Origin of the sequence: Allobosea sp. TND4EK4 (genome assembly GCF_900156025.1) — a bacterium.
In the GTDB taxonomy this organism is placed as follows: Bacteria; Pseudomonadota; Alphaproteobacteria; order Rhizobiales; family Beijerinckiaceae; genus Allobosea.
Genome location: NZ_FTMO01000017.1, coordinates 15,165 through 33,610 on the forward strand (window position 1 = coordinate 15,165; position 18,446 = coordinate 33,610).

The window sequence follows — 18,446 nt, forward strand, 5'->3', positions numbered from 1 at the left end:
GCTGCGCTCTGCGTGCCGCGATTTAGGCTGGGTCCTGCGTTGAAGACACCGCTTTTCATGGTCCGGATGCGCAAGGCGCTTCTCCGCCGGGGCGCGGCTTATCCTGTGGCGATCATCGTGGTGGCAATGGCGGCCTGCATCGTCATGCTCTTCGATCTGGCCTCTCTGGACGAACGTCCGGCCCCCCTTGCGAAGGCGGTGGTCACGCGCTCTGTTGAGGCTATTCCGGCCCCGGCGACCGACAAGCGCATAGAGCGCATCGAGGCAGCGGCCGCCGTCGATCAGAAGAGCCGCATCGGGGGCGATCTCAGCGCGCTGTCGGCTTTCGAGGCGCCGCTGCCGCTGCGCTCCGTCGACGGCACCTCGTTTCGCCAGGGCGAGGAGGTGGTGCAGATTGCCGAAGTCGAGGGGCCGGCCGCAGGCGATGTCTGCCGCGACGGCGAACTGCGCTGGTCCTGCGGCCTGCAGGCGCGGGCGGCCCTGCACAATCTGGTTTCAGGCCGCAGCCTGATCTGCAGGCCGAGGCGAGCGTTGGGGCAGGGCGTGTTTTCGGCCGACTGCCGCGTTGGGCAGGATGCGGCATCTGCCGATGATGACCTGGCAAGGGCGCTGGTCCGGCGGGGCTGGGCGCGGCCTGCCGATGGTTCCGCGTCCCGGCTCGCCGAAGTCATGGAAGAGGCCAAAAGGGAGAAAGCCGGGCTGTGGCGCGGCGGCTGGACGATCATCCCGGCCGGACGCTGAGCGATTTTTGCCGATGGTTCAAATGCGAGCTATCGCTTCCACCGGGGAGCAATCCCTGCCGCGCTAGACCTCTCCCGTCTCTCGGGGGGTCTTCTCGTGCTCATCTCGCTCGGCATCGTCTGGCTCGGCTGCGCCGCGATCTTTCTCGAACTTGCCGATCGGGCGCCGCTGATCGACGGCTGATATCGCGGGCCCGGAACGCTCGGGCCGCCGAAGCCTGTCCCTCGGTCATGGCCGGGCAGGCTTTTTTTCTCGCGGTGCAGAAGAACTGCCGTCTATAACGGCGTCAGCATTGGCTGGCCTGCAACCCGAGACGCTTCATGACCGAGACCGTGAGCCCCCACGCCGGAAAGCGGCTGGACCCTTCCATGCTCGTCGATGTCGCGGCGTTGCAGAAAGCCTATTTCGACCAGCCCGACCCGTCCCAGCGCTCCCAGCAGGTCGCCTTCGGCACGTCCGGCCATCGCGGCTCCTCCTTCGCGAAGTCGTTCAACGAGGCGCATATCCTCGCGATCGCGCAGGCGATCTGCCTGTATCGCCGCGAGCAGGGCACCGACGGGCCGCTCTTCCTCGGCATCGACACCCATGCGCTCTCGCGCAACGCCTTCGAGACGGTGCTCGAGGTCTTCGCCGCGAACGGCGTCACCACGATGATCGACGAGAAGCTCGGCTTCACCCCGACCCCTGTCATCTCGCACGCGATCCTGATGCATAACCGGGGCCGGTCCTCCGGCCGTGCCGATGGCGTCGTGATCTCGCCTTCGCATAATCCGCCGGCCGATGGCGGGCTGAAATACAATCCGCCCCATGGCGGGCCGGCCGATACCGATGCCACCGGCTGGATCGAGAAGAAGGCGAATGCCTTCCTCGCCGAGAAACTGGCCGGCATCAGCCGCATCCCGTACGAGACGGCGCTGAAAAGCGAGCATGTCCGCCGGCACGACTACATCACCGGCTATGTTGCGGATCTCGCCACCATCGTCGACATGGAGGCGATCGCGCAGGCGGGCGTCGCCATCGGCATCGACCCGCTGGGCGGGGCCGGGCTGGACTACTACCAGCCGATCATCGACCGCTATCGCCTGAACGCCACCATCGTCGACAAGCAACTCGACCCGACCTTCGGCTTCATGACGGCCGATTGGGACGGCAAGATCCGCATGGACTGCTCCTCGCCCTATGCGATGGCGAGCCTGATCGGCATGCGCGACAGGTTCGACGTCGCTTTCGCCAACGACACCGATGCCGACCGGCACGGCATCGTCACCCGCAGCAGCGGGCTGATGAACCCCAACCACTATCTCGCGGCGGCGAGCGCCTATCTCTTCGCCAACCGGCCGGGCTGGCGCAAGGACGCCGCGATCGGCAAGACGGTGGTGTCGAGCGCGATCATCGACCGTGTCGCAGCCAAGCTTGGCCGCAGGCTGGTCGAGGTGCCGGTCGGCTTCAAATGGTTCGTGGACGGGCTGATCTCGGGCGATTTCGGCTTTGCCGGCGAGGAGAGCGCCGGTGCCTCCTTCCTGCGCAAGGACGGCTCGGTCTGGACCACCGACAAGGACGGGCTCATCCTCGGCCTGCTCGCCGCGGAGATCACCGCGAAAACCGGCTCCGATCCCGGCGTGCTTTACGACGCGCTCACCGCCGAGCTGGGCAAGCCCTGCTATGCGCGCGTCGATGCGCCTGCGACCGCCGCGCAGAAGACCGTGCTGAAGAACCTCGCCCCCAGCCAGATCGAGACGAAGGAACTGGCGGGCGAGCCGATCACCGCGATCCTGAGCCATGCACCGGGCAACGACGCGCCGATCGGCGGCTTGAAGGTCGTGACCGGCGAGGGCTGGTTCGCCGCCCGGCCCTCCGGCACCGAGGAGGTCTACAAGATCTACGCCGAGAGCTTCCGCGACGAGGCGCATCTGGCGCGCATTCAAGACGAGGCGAAGCAGATCGTCGGCAAGGCTTTCGCTGCGGTTTGACCGGGTCGGAGGCGGCGCATCGCGGCGCACGCCCTCAATCGCGTGCCTTGCGGACCATCACGAAGGCGTAGGTGGTGAAGAAGGTCGTGCCTGTCCGGGCGGCGAGCCAGTTGAAGGCGTGGTCCGCCTGCTTCAGGCCGGGCATCCGGTCGAAATAGCCGTGCCCCCAGAAGGGCTGGACATGGATATCGTCGAAGCCCGCTTCGTTGAGCATCGGCGTCAGGATCTTGGGATTGCCGCGGCACCAGTCGTAGATGGCCGGAAATTTCGGATCGCCGCCGCCATCGCGCCGGGCGGGAAACAGCGCATGCACGATGGCGCGCGACGCCTTTTCCGGAAGGATGTGGTTCAGCGCGAAGACCGGTGCCCACAGGGTCGGGAAGAAGGCGAGCGCCACGCCGCCCGGTGCGAGCAACGTGTGGATGTTCCCCCATGCGCTGCGAACGTCATGCAGGTGCTCGAACACCATGCGCGAGATCATCAGGTCGTAGCTGCCGGGGCGCACCTCGGCTTTCGAGAGATCGCCCGTGATGTCGAAGCAGGCGGTTTCGAGCCCTGCGGGCGTCAGGGCGAGTTCGCCAGGGTCGATGTCGTTGACGATAAGGTCGAACCCGTTCCGCGCGGCTTCATCGGCCGAGAAGGCAGGGTCGCGGCCGCCACCGATCTCGCAGACGCGGCGCAGGCCGAGGTCTCGAGACAGGGCGATGATGGTGTCCTCGTAATGGTCCCAGGCCCATTGGGAATGCCAGCCAGGCTCGCGCGCCGCCATGAAGCGCGACAGGCTCGCCACTCTTGGCGAACTGCGATCCGCAGGGGCCGCGCCGGGGCTATCGACAGCCAGAATCGACATGGTCTCTCCAAACGCCACCACAGCCAAAAAGCCGCGCTTGAGCCTATGAAGAGCGCTGCCCTCCAGCGCAATCGATAGTTGGTGCTAGCGCTAACGACTTCTTGTGCCGCAACGACCGTTCGCCCGAGCCGTCATCTGCGGCGTCGGACCATCCTCCGCCGCCTGCCCAGCATTCCTCAGGACTCGAGGGCCGGCGCGCGTGCGATCAACTCAAGAAATACTGCAGCGCACAATAACCAGGCGATTCCGACCCAGATAAGCATTGCTTCCTCCTGATTCTTTTTTTTGACCGTACACGCAAGAGCGTTGATCGACAAATCGCAAGTCGCTTGCACGCTGGCCTTTCGACGCTCATCGCCACCGGACTGGTCGCGGACGGGACGCAGGGCCGGGGTTTCGCTCCGGACTGGTTACCGTCTCGTTTCCGACCTTCGACCGCGCTTCATGCCCCGATCGGGTGGCCGAGTTTCGCCCCCGGCTTGTTTTGGGTTTGCCCGGCCCTCTGCCAACTGGCATGGAGCAGGTCGAACTCAATCAGGCGCGAAGCTGGAGACAGGATGGCTGCGATCGTCCCGAACGCGTCCGGAATCGAACAGGGCGACGATGCCGACTTCCCGCCCGAGCTGTTGCAGCTCAAGCGGAAGGCGCGCCAGGCGAGCGATTTTCTGAAGGCGCTCTCGCATGAGAACCGCCTGCTGCTGCTCTGCCTGCTTGCCGAGCGCGAGCGCACCGTGACGGAGCTGGAGAACCTCCTCTGCCTCAGACAGCCTGTGGTGTCGCAGCAACTGGCGCGGCTGCGCCTCGATCAGCTCGTCGCCACGAGGCGGGACGGCAAGGCGGTCTATTACAGCCTCGCCAATGACGATGTGCGACGCGTGATCTCGGTGATCTACGACATCTATTGCGGCCCCGTCTCGGGCGGAGCCGCGGGATCATAACCAGCGGTCGGGCGGCCCAGGGCGTCGGCGGTGACGGGACCGCTGGCCGCATTTTTTCGGCATGATCGCTTTGTGGCAGGGCCTCTTCCGCGCGCCATCCCGACCCTCGCCCCGTTTGCGCCAGCGCAATATCGGGAACCTTCGCACCGTCTAGTGCTGCGTTGAGGCGAGTGCTCATGCGCTCGCAACCGCAACGGAGACGCAGATGTTCAGGATCCTTCTCACCGGCGCCGTGATGGCGTTGGCGATCACCGGCGCGAGTGCCGCCGAGGTCGAGGTCAAGATGCTCAACAAGGGCGCCGCAGGTGCGATGGTGTTCGAGCCAGCCCTGGTGAAGATCGCGCCGGGCGACACGGTCAAGTTCGTTCCCACGGACAAGGGCCATGATGCCGCAACCATTCCGGACATGCTGCCGGCCGGGGCTGAGCCCTTCGCCAGCAAGCTGAACGAGCCGATGGATGTGACGTTCAAGCAGGCCGGCGTGTACGGCGTGCGCTGCAAGCCGCATTACGGCATGGGCATGGTGGCGGTGATCGTGGTTGGCGAGCCGGCCAATCTCGAGGCTGCGACCACCGTCGCCGCCAAGGCGCCGGGCAAGGCCAGGACGGTTCTGGCCGACCTGCTGGCGAAGGCGAAGTGATCTGCCGCTGATCCAAGCGCGGCCGGCCGCGGGAGTTCGAGGCCATGGCACCGATACCGCGACTGCGGGCCTATGGCGGCCCGCCGATCCTGTCCGACGGGTTCCGGCCGTTCTTCCTGCTGCGCGCCTGCTTGCAGGGCTGATGCCGTCGGACCATATCGGGCGCCGGGTGTCATGAATCTCGACCCTGGTCACCATATCGAGCCTTGAGATATTGCTAAAGAGCATGAATTTGACTACAAGAGACAAATGTTAGTCTCTGGAAATCAAATTCGTGCTGCTCGGGCGCTGCTCGGCATGGAGCAGAAGGACCTGGCCGCTCGCGCCAAGGTCGCAATCGGCACCATTCGCAACATGGAGGCGGCCGGCCTCGAACAGGTCGGCGGTCGCACAGATACATTGAACGCCGTCCTCTCGGCCCTCCGCGAGGCAGGCGCGCTGATCGTCCCCGAGAATGGCGAGGGTCCGGGCGTTCGCCTTCGGAAGGCGCGGCCCGCTTATTCAGAAGCGGATCGCGTCGCCAATGCCGACGACGTTCGTGCTCATGCCGCGACCGCAGCCGATTCCATGATGGGAAACATGGACGGCAGCCCTGGCGAAAAAGCAGACCGGCGCGGTGCTCTGACCGACGAACCGGCCATCGTCGCCAAAGCCAAAGGAAAGAGCCGAAAATAGCGCTGTTGTTGCGGCGAGGCTGCCAGGAGCCGCCGCAGCACCTGTACGCCGTTGAAAGCAGACGAAGCGCGCTGCACGCGAATGCGACAGGCATTCACTTGCGATTCCGGAGCGTGCCAGCTTCCAGCCCGCTCGTTTGCTTGGGAGGGAAGTGGTAGCGGGAGAGGGACTTGAACCCCCGATCGCCATCAACGGTTTGAAATATAATCGATTTCGGGGACGAAGACTCACACCTGCAGACGTCTGTAACCTACCTTTGTGCGGACTGTCGTGCAAGAGGAGAATCTATCGAGCCGCCTTTAGCCACTCGCACGAAGCGACGCTCTCTCATCGATCGGACGCTAAGCGCCATTATCAATCAGATGTTGAACCGGCAAAAAAGGGGAGGGCGGGGACTGATCAATTGTGGGGCCGACTGTCCCAGCTTCACAGGCGTTTCAGCGATTAGCCCAGGAGAGGACTCGAGCCTCCAGTAGAGCTACCTAAATACTGAATTATAAAGGATTTTTCGACTTCCGCTTGGGTTGCTGTGTGAAAGGCGAATGTGAACTGCTGAGCCTTCTGAGTATAGCGTGGACGCGCCCGAGATCCAGATTACTTCATGGCAGCTCGCTCGGCAGGTGAGGCTCATTCTTCGGGGCTATGCGCTCGGCGTCAGCCCTTTGCCGATCGCGCGCACAAGAGCTTCAATCTGGCCGTTGAGAGCGGCGGCGGGTACGGCCACAAACTTCTCCTCTAGGCCCAGCACGACCACCCCATGGACCGCCGAGAACAGGGTTCGGCTCAGCAGGGTGAGGTCCGGTTCGCTCGCCCTAGGCTGTAGCGCCCGGAGTGGCGCCAGGATGTAGCGGAACATCGCCATCTGCTCGGTGATCGCCCATTCCGGCACGCTAGCCCCTTCCGCCATGCGATGCTCGAACAGAGTACGCCAGAGTTGCAGGTTCTCGCGAGCGAAGCTGCTATAGGTCAACGCAATCGCGACTAACATGTCGGTCGCATCGCCGTCGGAGCCTGGTGTTCTTCCTCTTGTGGCTTCGGCCAAGGCTGCGTCTAGCCGCGCCAGCGTGCGCGAACCGACACGAAGTACGAGCTCGTCCATATCGTGCACGAGATTGTAGATCGCACCCAGCGAGCATCCGATGGCCTCAGCGAGATCGCGCGCCTTCAGGCCCGCGAGCCCTCTTTCCGAGATGGCCTGCTCTGCTGCCAGCACGAGGGCTTCACGCTGCCGATCGCGGCGTTCTGTCGTCTTACCCATCTCTCCTCTCATTCTTGAACTACGTTCAAAATATTGCTTGAACGTCGTTCATAATCGTGGCATCTCTGTGTTCGTGAACAACGTTCATAACAGGGAGCCAGCCATGTTCAAGATGTTTGTGACCCTCTTCCGTGGCGGCGTCGCCGAGGCGGGTGAGTCTGTAGCCGACCGAAACGCGCTGCTGATCCTCGATCAGCAACTCCGCGACGCAACCGCCGCCTTCGACCGCGCCAAGAAGGCGCTCGCGGTGGCGATCGCACAGGACCAGCAGGAAACTGTCCGCCTCGACGCCACCAAGGCGCGGATCGCGGAGCTGGAATTGCGCGTCGGTGCCGCGCTGGATGCGGGCGAAGAGCTTTTCGCCCATGAAGGGGCGGAAGCAGTTGCCGCGCGCGAGGCCGATCGCGATGCCGCCGCTACGGCGCAGGCGCTCTTCGCCGCCGAGATCCTGAGGCTGCGGCGTCACGTCGCCCAGGCGCAGATGCGCATCGCGGAGCTTGATCGCGGCCGCCGCCTGGCGCGTGCCTCGGAGGCCGTCCGCGACATGCGGCGCGGCCGTGTCGAGGGCGCACAGACCCACGAGGCGACGCTGGCGGATGCCGAGCAGACGCTGCGACGCCTGCGCGAGCGGCAGACGCAGGCCGAAGCGGCGGATCTGGCGCTCGAAGAACTCGACGGCGCCGCGACCGCTTCCGTCACCGAAAAGCTGGCGGCGCGGGGGTACGGCCCAAGGTTGAAGCCGACGGCCGAGGACGTGCTCGCCCGCCTGCGCAGCCAGGTCGCCAAGACCGCCTAACGACGTCCGACTGATCCCATTCTCTCAAATCGACGGAGACACATGATGAACCCGAATTCGCAACCCCATAGCGGTGCTTGGGTCAGCTTCACCTATGCGTCCTTCCTCGCCGCGGCCGTCATGGTCGGCGCCGGCATCCTGTTCTTGCCGCTCGACTGGTGGGCCAAGGGCTATCTCGGCATGGGCGTGGTCATGCTCGTCCAGTCCTGCGTCACCATGACCAAGACGGTGCGCGACATGCACGAGGCCTCGCGTCTGGTGAACCGCATCGAGGACGCCCGCACCGAGCGTTTGTTGATGGATGTCGGCAATCCGCCAGGAGGGCACTCATCGCATCAGGATCGCTTCTCTCGGTAGCCGGTGCATTCGACCCATGACGACTCGTCTTGGCCTGAACCTGCGCCCGCGACCTCCGACATCCATTCTCACGCAGTAGGCATTTCGATGCGTCCGACAGGACCTCCCTGTCACGAACGGCAGCAGGTGCCCGTCGGCTCCTGAGACCGCGGAAGCCCGCCCATCACGACCTCGGAATGCTCGACCGCCTCCGGCTTCTCCAGCAGGAAGCGGTCGTCCTCGGGATAGTAGCGGGCCAGCTCGCAGCGCTCTCCGGCGAACGCCTCGATCGCCCCGATCGACGTCCACCAGGACAGCGTGACGACCTCGGTGGTGCCATCGCCGAGATCCCGCAGCAGCATCTGGAAGCCGAGATTCCCCTCGGTGGCGCCGTAATCAGCGGCCCCGGTTCGTCGGACGTAGTCGGTGTAGGCCGCCCGGTTTTCCGTTCGAATGCGGGACGCCCATCGGCGCAGGATCGTAGTTTCCGGCATCTGGTTCCTCCACCTCAGAACGGCTGCGCACGTGCCGACGCAAAGCCGTCATTCACACCAAGAGCCCGCCGCGTGCGCACGGCGGGCTTTGGCCTGTCGCAAGGAACGGCTGGCCGCCGGTCAGTCGAGCAGGTCGGCGGGGACCCTGCCGCCGTTCTCGGAAAGCTTCTTGATGACGGCCTTGTGCAGCCAGACGTTCATCGTCGCGCTGTCATTGATGTCGCCGGTGTACCCGAACTCGTGGGCGAGCTCCTTGCGGGCGGCGATGCTGCTGTCGAGCTTCAGGGCCTTCATCAGGTCGACGATCGAGGTCTTCCAATTCAGCTGCTGCCCGCTGTCCTGGACGGCCTTGTCTAAGATCGGGGCGACGTCGACCGTCCCTGCTGGGGAGGCCGATCCCACCCCGGTCGTGGACGCGGCGCCGGCGGTGCCGGCCGGCGTCGAGGCGGGGGATGTCGAGGTGGTCGAGGGCGGCACAACGGCACCGGGAACGGGCGCGGCGTCAGGCGTCGCGGCCGTGCCGGCCTTGGCCTCGCCGAAGATGGCCTTCTTAATGCTGTCGAAGATGCTCACGGGATGCTCCTGCTGAAGTCAGCGGGGAAACGGCCTGCGGGCGGTCATGTTCCGGCGAGACACCCTTAGCACTGCGCCGATGCCGGTCCGCTCCTCACGCGCCCGTGATCAGGGTCGGAACCTGTCGTTCCGATTCGCCGTTGGGGTGGGACTGCGGCGACCGCCGCCCCTGCCAACGGAGATCCCATGAAGAAGCTGCTCATCGCCACACTGATCGCGTCCGCCACGTCCTTCGGTGCCATGGCCCAGACTTCGACGATGTCTCCGATGCCCGCGCCGAAGGCCGACGCGGACAAGAACGCCCCGCTCCCGGGCGCCAACAGCTTCACCGAAGGCCAGGCCAAGAGCCGGCTCGAAGCCAACGGCTACTCCAATGTCAGCGCTCTCAAGAAGGACGAGAACGGCATCTGGAAGGGCTCGGCGACCCACTCGGGCGCGAAGGTCAATGTCTCCGTGGACTACCGCGGCAACATCACCCGCAACTGATCCGTGCCGCTCGCACCTCGAAAACTGGAGAACGACATGACCCGTACCCTCACCCGCGCCTATGACAGCCATACCACCGCCCGCTCGGTCGTCGAGCAGCTTGAGGCCGCCGGCGTTTCGAGCGGCGACATCAGCATCGTCGGCCGCGATGGCGACGGCGAGACCAACGCCGCCGAAGGCGCCGGCATCGGCGCCGGCGTAGGCGGCGCGGCTGGCATGCTGGCCGGCCTGGGCCTTCTCGCGATCCCTGGCATCGGACCGGTCGTGGCAGCCGGCTGGCTGGCCTCGACCGCGGCGGGTGCTGTCGCGGGCGCCGCCGCCGGCGGTCTCGTCGGTTCCTTCGTGAAAGAAGGCCATGACGAGGACGAGGCGCACTACTACGCCGAAACGGTTCGCCGTGGCGGATCCGTCGTCTCCGTCCGCACCGAGCAGGAGCACGAGTCCACCGTCCAAGCCATTCTTGATGGCGCGACGCCGATCGATCGCTCGACCCGCGAGGCCGATTATCGTGCCGCCGGCTGGACGCGTTTCGATGAGAATGCCGATCCTTATGTCCGCGAGGCGGACACAGCCGGGCGGATGGCGCGTCCCGTTATCTGATCCAGCACGAGAGGCCAGGGCCATCGGTGAGAACCGGTGGCCCTTTTGGCGCGACGCTCGTGTTGCAAGGTGGCCGTCAATATGGGCGCCCAGCGCCTCCAGGACCCGGACGAGGGCCGCGTCGGTCCGATCCTAAGAAGCCCAAGGACCTAGACGTGGAACCGGTTGAGGAGGACGCCCCTGCCGCCATCGGCGACAGGCAGCGGACCCAGCGCCATGAGCTGGGAGCGATGCGCCTCGACCACCGCGTCCGACCCCCAGTGGCGGTCGGCGTCCCACAGGAAGGTCGAGACGACCTTCAGCTCCCCGCCGTCGAGCTGGTAGGCGACGCCGTCCTTGAGGATCGCGACGCGATCGCCACGAGCAGGCTCGTCCGCCGGCGGCGGGAGCGCGTCCTGCGCCTTCGGCGGCTCCAGGGTGCCAGCCTCCCAAGCATAATAAAGATCGAAGAGCTGCTCGAGCAGATCGTCGGCAGCATCGGTATCGGACTTGGCCACGATCCAGCCGGCTTGCCTCTTGTTCAAGAAGGCGATCGTCGGCTTCACGCCGGTAGAGGCGATCAGCCCCTCCTGACGTAGGAGGGGAAGGATCTCCGAACCAATTGGGCTACCATAGCCCAATTCACCTTTCTCATGAAAACACAGGAGCTTGCCCTTGGACTCCAAGCGGACCAAATGCCGCTTGATCAGCTTCCTGATGTAGCGCCCACCCTCCCGATCGAGGTCGGTCGCAAGGTCGACGTCGACGACCCTCGGCTCGCCGTCGATCAGGAACAGCCGCCTTCCCTCATGATGGAAGACGCGCGGCTTGGCCGCCTCGGGAAGGTTCTGCGCAGTCACGGTCTCTCTCCTCGCCAGCCGAATCGGCAGGACGGGATCGTGACAGGCTTCTCAGGCCGAAAATAGCCGAAACAGCCTGAAAACAGGCTACTCGGCGGCCTGCTGCGGGATCTCGACGAAAAGGCCGGCATCGGCCATCTGCTCGTGCGCCGTCTTCGCCGGCGCATCCCAGCCCATCGCGACCGAGAAGGGTACGTCCGCGCGAGGGGGCCGGTCCGCCATGTGGGGCTTGCGCAACCGGGCGATCGCGACGTCGGCCGCCGCGACGTGCTCGGCACCCATGGCGATCGGACCATGCCCGAGCGGCAGGCCGATCTTGTCGGCCGCCACCGGATCCTTCGGAAACTCGCCGGCCATCTGCCGGGCGACCAGGGTCTCGAGCGCCCGGCCCAGCCCCTCGTAGAGGGCCCGCTGCGACAGGTGCACGGCCAGGAGCCGCGCCGCGGCCTGGCGGCTGTTGCGCGCGTTGCGCTCGGCGGTGTCCTTGCGCTCCGGCCGCGGCGAATGGCGGGGCATGCCCTTGGGAAGCGCAAGCTCCCCACGCTCGGCCTTGTCGTCCCGCTCGGCCTGGAGCTCCAGGAGCCGGATCTCGATGTGGTCGGCCAGGGCCGCCACGGGACGGAAGCGCTCGTACTCGAGCAGGACCATCGCCTCGATCCGGCGCACGAGGCCGTCCAGGATCCCGCCGTCGTCGAGCAGCCCGAACGGCGCCAGGCGCTCCTCGGCCTGGGTCTCGCCGAACAGCATGCGGGCGAAGTCGACCTCCTGCGGGTTCATCGCGCCGGCGTCGATCAAGTCGACCGACCGCATCGCGGCGCGACGGGCGCGCTTGACGTCCTCGATGCCCTTCATCTCTGCGAACAAGGCTATGCCTCCCGACGCGACAGACGACCCGAAGGCCGCAACGAGCGCCCCGACTCGGTCGCCGGGACAAGGTCGGGAGTCATAGCACCGAAGGGCCGGGCCGAAAACGTCCCGGAAAAAGATTCCCTTGCTAGGACACGATTCCCGGGAATCGCTTAGATTCCCCGCAATCTTACAGATTCCCCGGAATCTCCTTGACACCAGGGAATCCCATGATCTCGCAAGATTCCCTGCGAGAGCCTGAATCCTAGGGAATCTTCGCCGGAAGACGTCTAAAATCGCCTAGGATGCACCGTTTTTCAGGTGATTTCCCAGAGGCATGGCATCTGAAGAAAAAATCACCTTGAAACGGCACTTTTCAGGCTTCGCCATAAGGGGCCTACGACGGCCGAGGTCCGGTCCCTCGACGGGCCGGTGGGGATCCCTCGAACCCGCCGGAAGGGGCTGCGCAGAAGCACTACGACGTGCTTTTCCAATGGGTTAGCGGTTCAGACCTCAAAGGGGACGAGTCCAGGGGTAGGAGGTCTGACACAGAGGGAGAATGAGGGCACGATACCGCAAAGTTGCTGCAGTGTCCTCTCGGACCCCGCAGTCACCTTCGCTGATCCTCGCTGGCGCTCGTCCCCGTGCTCTCCGAGGGGCCTCCCGGCGGGCTCAGCCGGGCTCTCGCCGGCCTTCGTTTGCCCTGTCGAATCCGGCCTTGGACGGCCTCGTCCCGCGCGCTCCATGTGCCATGGATCGCGCCTCCCTACCGGTCGGCTGCGTGTCGTTCGAAGGGCGTCCAGTCGACCGGCGAAACCCGTCTCCAGGACCGTTCCCGGTAACCACGCCGTCTCTCCCGTTCTGGCGATGTTCTCCGGAAAAGGGCAGGATCAGCCCGTGAAACGGTCTGATTCGGCCAGTTAGGAGTTGCGTGATGTCCAAGGCCAAAGCCCCTTCCAAGACGTTGAGCGAAGTCGCCATAGAGCCGGCGCTCTTCACCCACGACGGCTACCGCCTGCACGTCATCGACGGCGTGCCGTACATGACGGATGACGACCTCGCCGATCGGCTGGGTTTCGGTCAGGACCGCGACATCCGCAAGCTCATCAAGCGCCAGGAGGCGAACCTCCGACTGCTCGGCGAAGTCACCGGCACCCTTGGAGTAGTCCGTTCGAAACCGCGCCACGGTGGCGCGGTTTCGAACGGACTACTCCGTCGCGACGCCAACCGGAAGGCCGGCGCGCGCGGCCCCATCGGAGCGGCGTACTACCTCAACCAGCAGCAGGTCCGTTGGATCGTCATCAAGTCGGAGACCCCCGAAGCAGACGTCCTGCTGCGGCAGATCCTCGGCGTCTTCGACGCCTGGGAGAAAGGACAGCTCGTCTCCCGCGCCGAGGCGGCGGAGGCCCGGGCCGAGGCCGCCGAGGACCGCCGGCCGGTCGCCCAGCATCCAAACTGGCCGCGCTATTACGGCCACGAGCACAGCCTGTTCCTGATGGCGGGCGCGCCGGCGGCGATCCCGTCCGGGTTCATCGAATCCGTCTCGAAGGACAACCGCTTCACGCGGTTCGCGACGACGCTCGATCTCACAGTCACGGCCACCGAGGACCAGATCAGGATCTTCGACGTCGACCTCGGCCACGCCATCGGCGGCCAGTGCACCAACAAGGTGCGCCCGCGCGTCCGCGAGCTGCAGGGCAAGCTGCGCCTCAGGGCCCCGACCCCTGGCACCAGATCCAGGCCTACCGCCACCTCGGCCACAGCTACGACCTCACCTCGGTCTTCCTGCTGTGCCACGAGCAGGCCAAGGCGATCGCCGCCGTCATGGACCCGGAGGGCCATAGCGACATCCACTACCGGATCGACCTGCTCTACTACCACGTCGCGAACGGGCGCCTCGGCGAGATCGTCAACGGCACGCAGGGCGCCATGATCGCGGCCGCGTTCGACGGCCGGGCCAAGGCCAGCAAGGCGCTGCCGGAGCGGTACCGGGCGCTGCCAGAGAGGGCGCCCCCGGTCGCCCTGCCGGCTGTCGCCTCCGACCCCTTCCAGCTCATCATGCTGCAGGAATCGACCGCGAGGGCGTTCGGGTCGCTCTCGGAGGACCTCGCCGAACTCTCCGCCCTCTGCCGGGCGCTGAAGGACGAGCGAGTCGGACTCAGGCTGCGGCAACGCGGCGGCAAGGGCCCTCGAAGGCGCCGGGATCAAGCACGACACGGACGACAGCGCGTTCTTCGAAGAGGACGCTGACGACGAGGACGACGACGAAGACGACGAGGATGGAAGCGAGGAAGGGGAATCGTGAACGTCGCGACCCTGTACCTCACCAGGGAGGAGGCCTTCGGCCTCAAGGTCGGCGGCCTCGAGCGCGTCACATGCTGGCTCGCGAGACCCCAGAGGCAAGGCCTCGACGACTTCCTCGGCAAGCCATCCTGGGGATGGGCGTCGCCCGTCAGCCAATTCTCGGCAAGAGCCTTCCACGTCATCGGCGCGACCGACGTCGCGAGGGCCATCTGGCGCGCCGTCCAGGAGACCGCCTTCCCAGAGATCGACTACGAGGACTGGGACGGTCATCCTGAAGGACGGCAGCCCCTGAAGATCGTGACCTGGGGCGGACCAGGCATCCCGCTCGGCCGCGTCGGTGAGCCGGAGGAAATCGCCAAGGCCGTTCTCTTCCTCGCCTCCAATGAAGCCAGTTTCGTCAACCGGAACGAGCTGTTCGTCGATGGCGGGCAGGCGCAGATCTGATCGTCATCCCAGGGTACAGTCGCACTCCAGAGCGTGCTGTGCAGCTCTGGAGTGCGCCACAAGCCGACCCTGGCGGCTTGCCAGGAAGCGGACGTTGGCGGACTGGCCCCAGAAGCCGGGCAGCAACGTCTCGCATTGGCCCAAGCGACTGGGGCTCGCCAATGCGCGCGCGATCGAGCCAACGGCTTTCCACCTGCAAAAGGTGACTTGGCCGATCGAGCTAGTGCTTGAAGAGCGCATAGTTGATGCCAAAGGGAATGTTCGGCAGCCGGAGTGGAAGTGCGATGGAGCGATGGTCGACCGTATCAATCGGGCAGAGGAAGGCGATCACATCGCAATTTGCACGATCGACGGCAATTTGATGCGGGATGCAACCGGCCGCTTGGCGCCAGGAATTGCCGCAGCCCTATTGAGAGCGGCTGAGAAGCGCCGCGTAAGAATTTGGCTTTTCACCTTTGCAGGTCTCGCGATGCCAGGGCCAGATTTTCTGCTAGCCGTCGAACAGGAAAATTGGTTTGAGTGCAGATTTTCGAGCGTGGACGGTTATCCCGGCCTAAGCGTTATGCGACCAGGATCCTCGGATACGCCAATTATGCGGACACTGGATACTGGATGGGCGTAAGCGATAATGCGGCTTTCCTCCGGGGAGTACCTATCGGAATCGCTCAAGTTTATTGCGAGGCTTGGGGCGCCGTGCGGCCAAGCGTATCGCGAAAGTCCGGATGGGCGATTGCGACCATTTTTTGGACACGCTCAGCGAGGGACAGGCCGCGAAGATCGGCGACTCCATACTCGGTAACGACAATGCTGGCGTCCGCCCTGCCGATGGTCGCTGGACCGGACAGGCCAGCAACAATCCAGCTACTCATCTGCCCCTTCACCTCGGCGGTAGAGGGCAGGGCAATGATCGGCACTCCTCCTTGCGATGCGCGTGCCCCACGGAGGAAATCAAGAGCGCCTCCGATGGCGCCGATATAGCGACCGCCGGCTATCTCGCTTCGGCGGGCTCTGCCGGATAGGTCACCTTCCCGTCGTTCGTCGTCCGAGCTCCCGGCGTCGGCATGGCATGCTCGATCTGTCCTGGCCCCATCAGGTGATCGACCGGATGGCCGTTCAGAACAAGATAGTCGGTGATGATGCGGCGGTGACATCGCCACCACACGGCCTCCGAGCACATCAACGCCACGCGACGATCCATCCCAAGGCGCAACACCCGCCCAAGCGCATCGCCGAACGCGTCGCTCAGCGCATAATCGGCGTAGTTGTGAAAGCTCTGGTTCCGCCACAGCGCGTTGAGCCGATCGTCCACTCCGTCTTGCTTCGCGCGGCGTCCGCCCAGCTCGGGGATATGGCAGTAGCCGACCTGGAAGCGCTCCAGATCATGGGGCAACCGGTCGATATTGAACTCTGGATTAGCTCGCGATCGCGGAAAGGTGCGGACATCGATCAGGAGATCGACGCCGGCCTCCTGCAACATCGCCACGAATTCGGCGAGGGAGCGGTTGGAATGGCCGATCGTGGTGAACTGGGCCACCATCAGCCGATCTTCGTCAGGGCGGCGTCCTTATGAGCTGCGATATCCTCGCTCCTGTCGCTCCTGATTTCGTATTGCGGCTCCTCCTGCGACGCGCGATGCCGGTGGCCCTTGTAGTCGAAATCGGCGTGATGGACCCTGATGATCCTGCCGCTCACCATTCCGGCCTCGGAATTCCAGCGGACGTGATCGCCGACCTTGAACTTGTCCATAACGTTCTGCCTTCGGGGTGGAATGTGCGATCGACGGACTTGTTCCGGGCGCATGCGAGGACTGGGCGCTGACTTACAAGAGACGTTACGATGTGCTCTGCGACGACAGGTCAGGCTGAGGCGCGCCGCCCGCGACATGACGGTACGGCGTCTGGAGGAACCGCGGGGTCCGATCGCGGTCCCGCGCGCTTGACGTCTGTCGGGAGAAGAACACGATCTCCCTGGCCGTCGGGACGACGGACTGCTTCCACGCTCGCCATGCCGCGCTGCCAACCAAGAACCAGCTGAACGAGGCGCCCCATGATCTCGTATCTGCAAGCGGCCCACGAACTCGACTTGCGCTGGTCGTTCTCGCTGCAGTTTCTGCCTCCAACGCCCATCCTGCGCAGCAACAGCGAATGCGCCGAGGCGCGCGGGATCGCTAGGGCGGAAGTCGATCTTTTCATGGGCTATGCCAAAGAGATTGCAGCGGACAATGAACTACACTTCAACCTGCTGGTCGATCTGTATGACCTGATGCTGGTCCACGGTCTGAGTTGGAACGACGGTTCCAGTCATGCAGCGAGCGATCGTCCCCATGCCGGTTGATTGCGCACTGCGCCCCGGATCGATCGTACCGTCATCTGCCGATGCAGTCGCCGATCCGGCTCCCGCAGTGTCAACGATGGCGTCCCTATTTCGTCGCGGCTCCCTCGCGCTCAGCCGTGGCATTCCGCGAGATCGAGGTCGAGCCCCGCGCCCTGTAGGAAAGCCTCGATGGCGGGCTCGAACGGCGCGGGATCGAGCTCATTCGCTTCCAGCCAAGCACCGTCGTAGTAGCTGTTGGAATAGCGGTCGCCGGAGTCGCAGATCAACGTCACCAGCGATCCCGCCTCGCCCGCTCTCGCCATGCGAGCCGCATGGAAGCACATCGCGGCGAAATTCGTGCCGGTCGAACCGCCGACGCGCCGCCCGAGCCGACGCGAGAGCACCCGCATCGCCGCCAGCGAGACGGCATCCGGCACGCGCAGCATTGTGTCGATCACACCCGGCACGAAGGAGGGTTCCACACGCGGCCTTCCGATGCCTTCGATGCGCGAGGGGCGATCGCAGCGGCAGCCGAGTTTGCGCGTGGAGAAACCCTCGAAGAAGGCGGAGCGCTCGACATCGGCCACGGAAAGCCGCGTCGCGTGGCGCTTGTAGCGGATGTAGCGGCCGATCGTCGCGGTGGTTCCGCCGGTTCCCGCGCTCATCACGACCCAGGACGGGATCAGGTGGCGCTCGCTCGCCAGTTGCTGGAATATGGACTCGGCGATGTTGTTGTTGCCGCGCCAATCGGTCGCCCGCTCGGCATGGGTGAACTGATCCATGAAATGGCCGGACAGGCGCGCCGCCAATTCGGCGGATTCGGCATAGATCCGTTTGCCATCGTCGATGAAGTGGCACAGGCCGCCGTAATGCTCGATCGCGGCGATCTTTTCGGGCGAGGTGGAGCGCGGCATGACGGCGAAGAAGGGGATGCCGATCATGCGTGCGAAATAGGCCTCCGACACCGCCGTCGAGCCGGACGAGGCCTCGACCACCGCCGTGCCCTCGCGGATATTGCCGTTGCAGAGCGCATAGAGGAACAATGAACGCGCCAGCCGGTGCTTCAGGCTGCCGGTCGGATGCGTCGATTCATCCTTCAGGTACAGGTCGATCCCCGACAGCGCCGGCACGTCCAGCTTCCACAGATGCGTGTCGGCGGAGCGACGTTGGTCTGCCTCGATCGCGGCAATTGCGCGGTCGACCCAGTTCCGGGCGGTCGCTACCTCGCCCTTGCCCAATCTGTTTTCCATTTGAGCGCTCCACCCCGTCGCGGGCAAATCATGTCCGGTATCTGGCGACGGTTCTTCGCCGGCGTAAAGCGCGGGCACGAGCAAGAGCCGGAT

Annotated in this window: 23 protein-coding genes and 1 pseudogene; 14 read left to right on the forward strand and 10 right to left on the reverse strand. The window is 65.0% G+C overall.

From position 1 onward, the window contains the following. The first annotated feature begins 105 nt into the window (after positions 1 to 105). Together BW981_RS18330 and pgm are read left to right on the forward strand one after the other, a co-directional pair. Positions 106 to 741: a thermonuclease family protein gene (locus BW981_RS18330; RefSeq protein WP_139333840.1), complete on the forward strand. Its 636-nt coding sequence runs from the start codon at positions 106 to 108 to the stop codon at positions 739 to 741. Positions 742 to 1,061: 320 nt separating this feature from the next. Further along, entirely contained in the window at positions 1,062 to 2,711 is a 1,650-nt protein-coding gene (gene pgm, locus BW981_RS18335; protein ID WP_076441860.1) for a phosphoglucomutase (alpha-D-glucose-1,6-bisphosphate-dependent), read from the forward strand. Between the two features lie 34 nt (positions 2,712 to 2,745). Here pgm and BW981_RS18340 read toward each other — a convergent pair whose 3' ends face one another. After that, complete coding sequence (locus tag BW981_RS18340; protein ID WP_083712475.1) at positions 2,746 to 3,561, reverse strand: class I SAM-dependent methyltransferase; 816 nt, start codon at positions 3,559 to 3,561, stop codon at positions 2,746 to 2,748. A 557-nt stretch (positions 3,562 to 4,118) separates the two neighbouring features. Between BW981_RS18340 and BW981_RS18345 the strand changes: the two genes are divergently transcribed. From BW981_RS18345 to BW981_RS23180, 3 genes are all read left to right on the forward strand, one after another. After that, the gene (locus tag BW981_RS18345) at positions 4,119 to 4,499 is read left to right on the forward strand and encodes an ArsR/SmtB family transcription factor (protein ID WP_076441864.1); all 381 of its coding nucleotides are present in this window, start codon (positions 4,119 to 4,121) and stop codon (positions 4,497 to 4,499) included. Positions 4,500 to 4,704: 205 nt separating this feature from the next. Next, positions 4,705 to 5,139: a pseudoazurin gene (locus tag BW981_RS18350; RefSeq protein ID WP_076441866.1), complete on the forward strand. Its 435-nt coding sequence runs from the start codon at positions 4,705 to 4,707 to the stop codon at positions 5,137 to 5,139. Positions 5,140 to 5,388: 249 nt separating this feature from the next. After that, on the forward strand, positions 5,389 to 5,814 hold the full coding sequence (locus BW981_RS23180) for a helix-turn-helix domain-containing protein (RefSeq protein ID WP_175624171.1): 426 nt from the start codon (positions 5,389 to 5,391) through the stop codon (positions 5,812 to 5,814). A gap of 640 nt (positions 5,815 to 6,454) precedes the next feature. On the opposite strand, the gene BW981_RS18360 is transcribed toward BW981_RS23180, so the two are convergent. Then, positions 6,455 to 7,072 (reverse strand): TetR/AcrR family transcriptional regulator, encoded by a 618-nt coding sequence (locus BW981_RS18360; protein ID WP_076441870.1) that lies wholly within the window; start codon positions 7,070 to 7,072, stop codon positions 6,455 to 6,457. A 103-nt stretch (positions 7,073 to 7,175) separates the two neighbouring features. On the opposite strand from BW981_RS18360, the gene BW981_RS18365 reads away from it, so the two are divergent. Beyond that, the gene (locus BW981_RS18365; RefSeq protein ID WP_076441872.1) at positions 7,176 to 7,868 is read left to right on the forward strand and encodes a PspA/IM30 family protein; all 693 of its coding nucleotides are present in this window, start codon (positions 7,176 to 7,178) and stop codon (positions 7,866 to 7,868) included. Positions 7,869 to 7,913: 45 nt separating this feature from the next. Beyond that, positions 7,914 to 8,225, forward strand: coding sequence for a YiaA/YiaB family inner membrane protein (locus BW981_RS18370; RefSeq protein WP_076441946.1), 312 nt, complete (start codon positions 7,914 to 7,916; stop codon positions 8,223 to 8,225). 110 nt (positions 8,226 to 8,335) lie between these two features. On the opposite strand, the gene BW981_RS18375 is transcribed toward BW981_RS18370, so the two are convergent. Both BW981_RS18375 and BW981_RS18380 read right to left on the reverse strand, forming a co-directional pair. After that, positions 8,336 to 8,698, reverse strand: a complete 363-nt coding sequence (locus BW981_RS18375; RefSeq protein ID WP_076441874.1) for an antibiotic biosynthesis monooxygenase family protein — start codon at positions 8,696 to 8,698, stop codon at positions 8,336 to 8,338. A 120-nt stretch (positions 8,699 to 8,818) separates the two neighbouring features. After that, a complete protein-coding gene (locus BW981_RS18380; protein WP_076441876.1) occupies positions 8,819 to 9,271 on the reverse strand; it encodes a DUF3597 domain-containing protein in 453 nt (150 codons plus the stop codon). A 186-nt stretch (positions 9,272 to 9,457) separates the two neighbouring features. On the opposite strand from BW981_RS18380, the gene BW981_RS18385 reads away from it, so the two are divergent. Further along, the gene (locus BW981_RS18385) at positions 9,458 to 9,757 is read left to right on the forward strand and encodes a hypothetical protein (protein WP_076441878.1); all 300 of its coding nucleotides are present in this window, start codon (positions 9,458 to 9,460) and stop codon (positions 9,755 to 9,757) included. A 36-nt stretch (positions 9,758 to 9,793) separates the two neighbouring features. Then, positions 9,794 to 10,357, forward strand: coding sequence for a hypothetical protein (locus BW981_RS18390; RefSeq protein ID WP_076441880.1), 564 nt, complete (start codon positions 9,794 to 9,796; stop codon positions 10,355 to 10,357). Positions 10,358 to 10,506: 149 nt separating this feature from the next. On the opposite strand, the gene BW981_RS18395 is transcribed toward BW981_RS18390, so the two are convergent. Continuing rightward, positions 10,507 to 11,196 (reverse strand): hypothetical protein, encoded by a 690-nt coding sequence (locus BW981_RS18395; protein WP_076441882.1) that lies wholly within the window; start codon positions 11,194 to 11,196, stop codon positions 10,507 to 10,509. Positions 11,197 to 11,283: 87 nt separating this feature from the next. After that, positions 11,284 to 12,060 (reverse strand): hypothetical protein, encoded by a 777-nt coding sequence (locus tag BW981_RS18400; protein WP_139333841.1) that lies wholly within the window; start codon positions 12,058 to 12,060, stop codon positions 11,284 to 11,286. Between the two features lie 916 nt (positions 12,061 to 12,976). Between BW981_RS18400 and BW981_RS18405 the strand changes: the two genes are divergently transcribed. The 4 genes and pseudogenes from BW981_RS18405 to BW981_RS22720 all read left to right on the forward strand — a co-directional run bounded on the left by BW981_RS18405 (position 12,977) and on the right by BW981_RS22720 (position 15,412). Further along, a complete protein-coding gene (locus tag BW981_RS18405) occupies positions 12,977 to 13,975 on the forward strand; it encodes a hypothetical protein (RefSeq protein ID WP_076441886.1) in 999 nt (332 codons plus the stop codon). Then, positions 13,972 to 14,292 carry a hypothetical protein gene (locus tag BW981_RS18410; protein WP_076441888.1) on the forward strand — a complete coding sequence of 107 codons (321 nt, stop codon included), beginning with the start codon at positions 13,972 to 13,974 and terminating at the stop codon, positions 14,290 to 14,292. The genes BW981_RS18405 and BW981_RS18410 overlap by 4 nt, the downstream gene beginning before the upstream one ends. A gap of 372 nt (positions 14,293 to 14,664) precedes the next feature. Then, positions 14,665 to 14,790 (forward strand): annotated as a pseudogene (locus BW981_RS22715) (SDR family oxidoreductase); the annotation flags it as partial. A gap of 94 nt (positions 14,791 to 14,884) precedes the next feature. Further along, positions 14,885 to 15,412 carry a hypothetical protein gene (locus tag BW981_RS22720; RefSeq protein ID WP_139333843.1) on the forward strand — a complete coding sequence of 176 codons (528 nt, stop codon included), beginning with the start codon at positions 14,885 to 14,887 and terminating at the stop codon, positions 15,410 to 15,412. Between the two features lie 49 nt (positions 15,413 to 15,461). Here the strand turns inward: BW981_RS22720 and BW981_RS18420 are convergent, their stop codons facing one another. The 3 genes from BW981_RS18420 to BW981_RS18430 are packed head-to-tail and all read right to left on the reverse strand — an operon-like array spanning position 15,462 to position 16,536. After that, positions 15,462 to 15,782, reverse strand: a complete 321-nt coding sequence (locus tag BW981_RS18420; RefSeq protein WP_210188698.1) for an acetyl-CoA hydrolase/transferase C-terminal domain-containing protein — start codon at positions 15,780 to 15,782, stop codon at positions 15,462 to 15,464. Then, positions 15,779 to 16,327, reverse strand: coding sequence for a DUF488 domain-containing protein (locus tag BW981_RS18425; protein WP_076441892.1), 549 nt, complete (start codon positions 16,325 to 16,327; stop codon positions 15,779 to 15,781). Before BW981_RS18425 ends, BW981_RS18420 begins: the two co-directional genes overlap by 4 nt. After that, positions 16,327 to 16,536 carry a hypervirulence associated TUDOR domain-containing protein gene (locus BW981_RS18430; protein ID WP_076441894.1) on the reverse strand — a complete coding sequence of 70 codons (210 nt, stop codon included), beginning with the start codon at positions 16,534 to 16,536 and terminating at the stop codon, positions 16,327 to 16,329. Before BW981_RS18430 ends, BW981_RS18425 begins: the two co-directional genes overlap by 1 nt. Before the next feature lie 300 nt (positions 16,537 to 16,836). On the opposite strand from BW981_RS18430, the gene BW981_RS18435 reads away from it, so the two are divergent. Continuing rightward, positions 16,837 to 17,124 (forward strand): hypothetical protein, encoded by a 288-nt coding sequence (locus BW981_RS18435; RefSeq protein ID WP_076441896.1) that lies wholly within the window; start codon positions 16,837 to 16,839, stop codon positions 17,122 to 17,124. A gap of 110 nt (positions 17,125 to 17,234) precedes the next feature. Here the strand turns inward: BW981_RS18435 and BW981_RS18440 are convergent, their stop codons facing one another. Beyond that, positions 17,235 to 18,353, reverse strand: a complete 1,119-nt coding sequence (locus BW981_RS18440) for a PLP-dependent cysteine synthase family protein (protein WP_076441898.1) — start codon at positions 18,351 to 18,353, stop codon at positions 17,235 to 17,237. Between the last annotated feature and the right edge of the window lie 93 nt (positions 18,354 to 18,446).

Coding starts and splice junctions, on each gene's coding strand:
- BW981_RS23180 (WP_175624171.1), top strand. CDS start 5,389: ATGTTAGTCTCTGGAAATCAAATTCGTGCTGCTCGGGCGCTGCTCGGC.
- BW981_RS18435 (WP_076441896.1), top strand. CDS start 16,837: ATGATCTCGTATCTGCAAGCGGCCCACGAACTCGACTTGCGCTGGTCG.
- BW981_RS18410 (WP_076441888.1), top strand. CDS start 13,972: ATGATCGCGGCCGCGTTCGACGGCCGGGCCAAGGCCAGCAAGGCGCTG.
- BW981_RS18385 (WP_076441878.1), top strand. CDS start 9,458: ATGAAGAAGCTGCTCATCGCCACACTGATCGCGTCCGCCACGTCCTTC.
- BW981_RS18390 (WP_076441880.1), top strand. CDS start 9,794: ATGACCCGTACCCTCACCCGCGCCTATGACAGCCATACCACCGCCCGC.
- BW981_RS18375 (WP_076441874.1), bottom strand. CDS start 8,698: ATGCCGGAAACTACGATCCTGCGCCGATGGGCGTCCCGCATTCGAACG.
- BW981_RS18365 (WP_076441872.1), top strand. CDS start 7,176: ATGTTCAAGATGTTTGTGACCCTCTTCCGTGGCGGCGTCGCCGAGGCG.
- BW981_RS18425 (WP_076441892.1), bottom strand. CDS start 16,327: ATGGTGGCCCAGTTCACCACGATCGGCCATTCCAACCGCTCCCTCGCC.
- BW981_RS18350 (WP_076441866.1), top strand. CDS start 4,705: ATGTTCAGGATCCTTCTCACCGGCGCCGTGATGGCGTTGGCGATCACC.
- BW981_RS18360 (WP_076441870.1), bottom strand. CDS start 7,072: ATGGGTAAGACGACAGAACGCCGCGATCGGCAGCGTGAAGCCCTCGTG.
- BW981_RS18340 (WP_083712475.1), bottom strand. CDS start 3,561: ATGTCGATTCTGGCTGTCGATAGCCCCGGCGCGGCCCCTGCGGATCGC.
- BW981_RS18405 (WP_076441886.1), top strand. CDS start 12,977: ATGTCCAAGGCCAAAGCCCCTTCCAAGACGTTGAGCGAAGTCGCCATA.
- BW981_RS18345 (WP_076441864.1), top strand. CDS start 4,119: ATGGCTGCGATCGTCCCGAACGCGTCCGGAATCGAACAGGGCGACGAT.
- BW981_RS18430 (WP_076441894.1), bottom strand. CDS start 16,536: ATGGACAAGTTCAAGGTCGGCGATCACGTCCGCTGGAATTCCGAGGCC.
- pgm (WP_076441860.1), top strand. CDS start 1,062: ATGACCGAGACCGTGAGCCCCCACGCCGGAAAGCGGCTGGACCCTTCC.
- BW981_RS18370 (WP_076441946.1), top strand. CDS start 7,914: ATGAACCCGAATTCGCAACCCCATAGCGGTGCTTGGGTCAGCTTCACC.
- BW981_RS18440 (WP_076441898.1), bottom strand. CDS start 18,353: ATGGAAAACAGATTGGGCAAGGGCGAGGTAGCGACCGCCCGGAACTGG.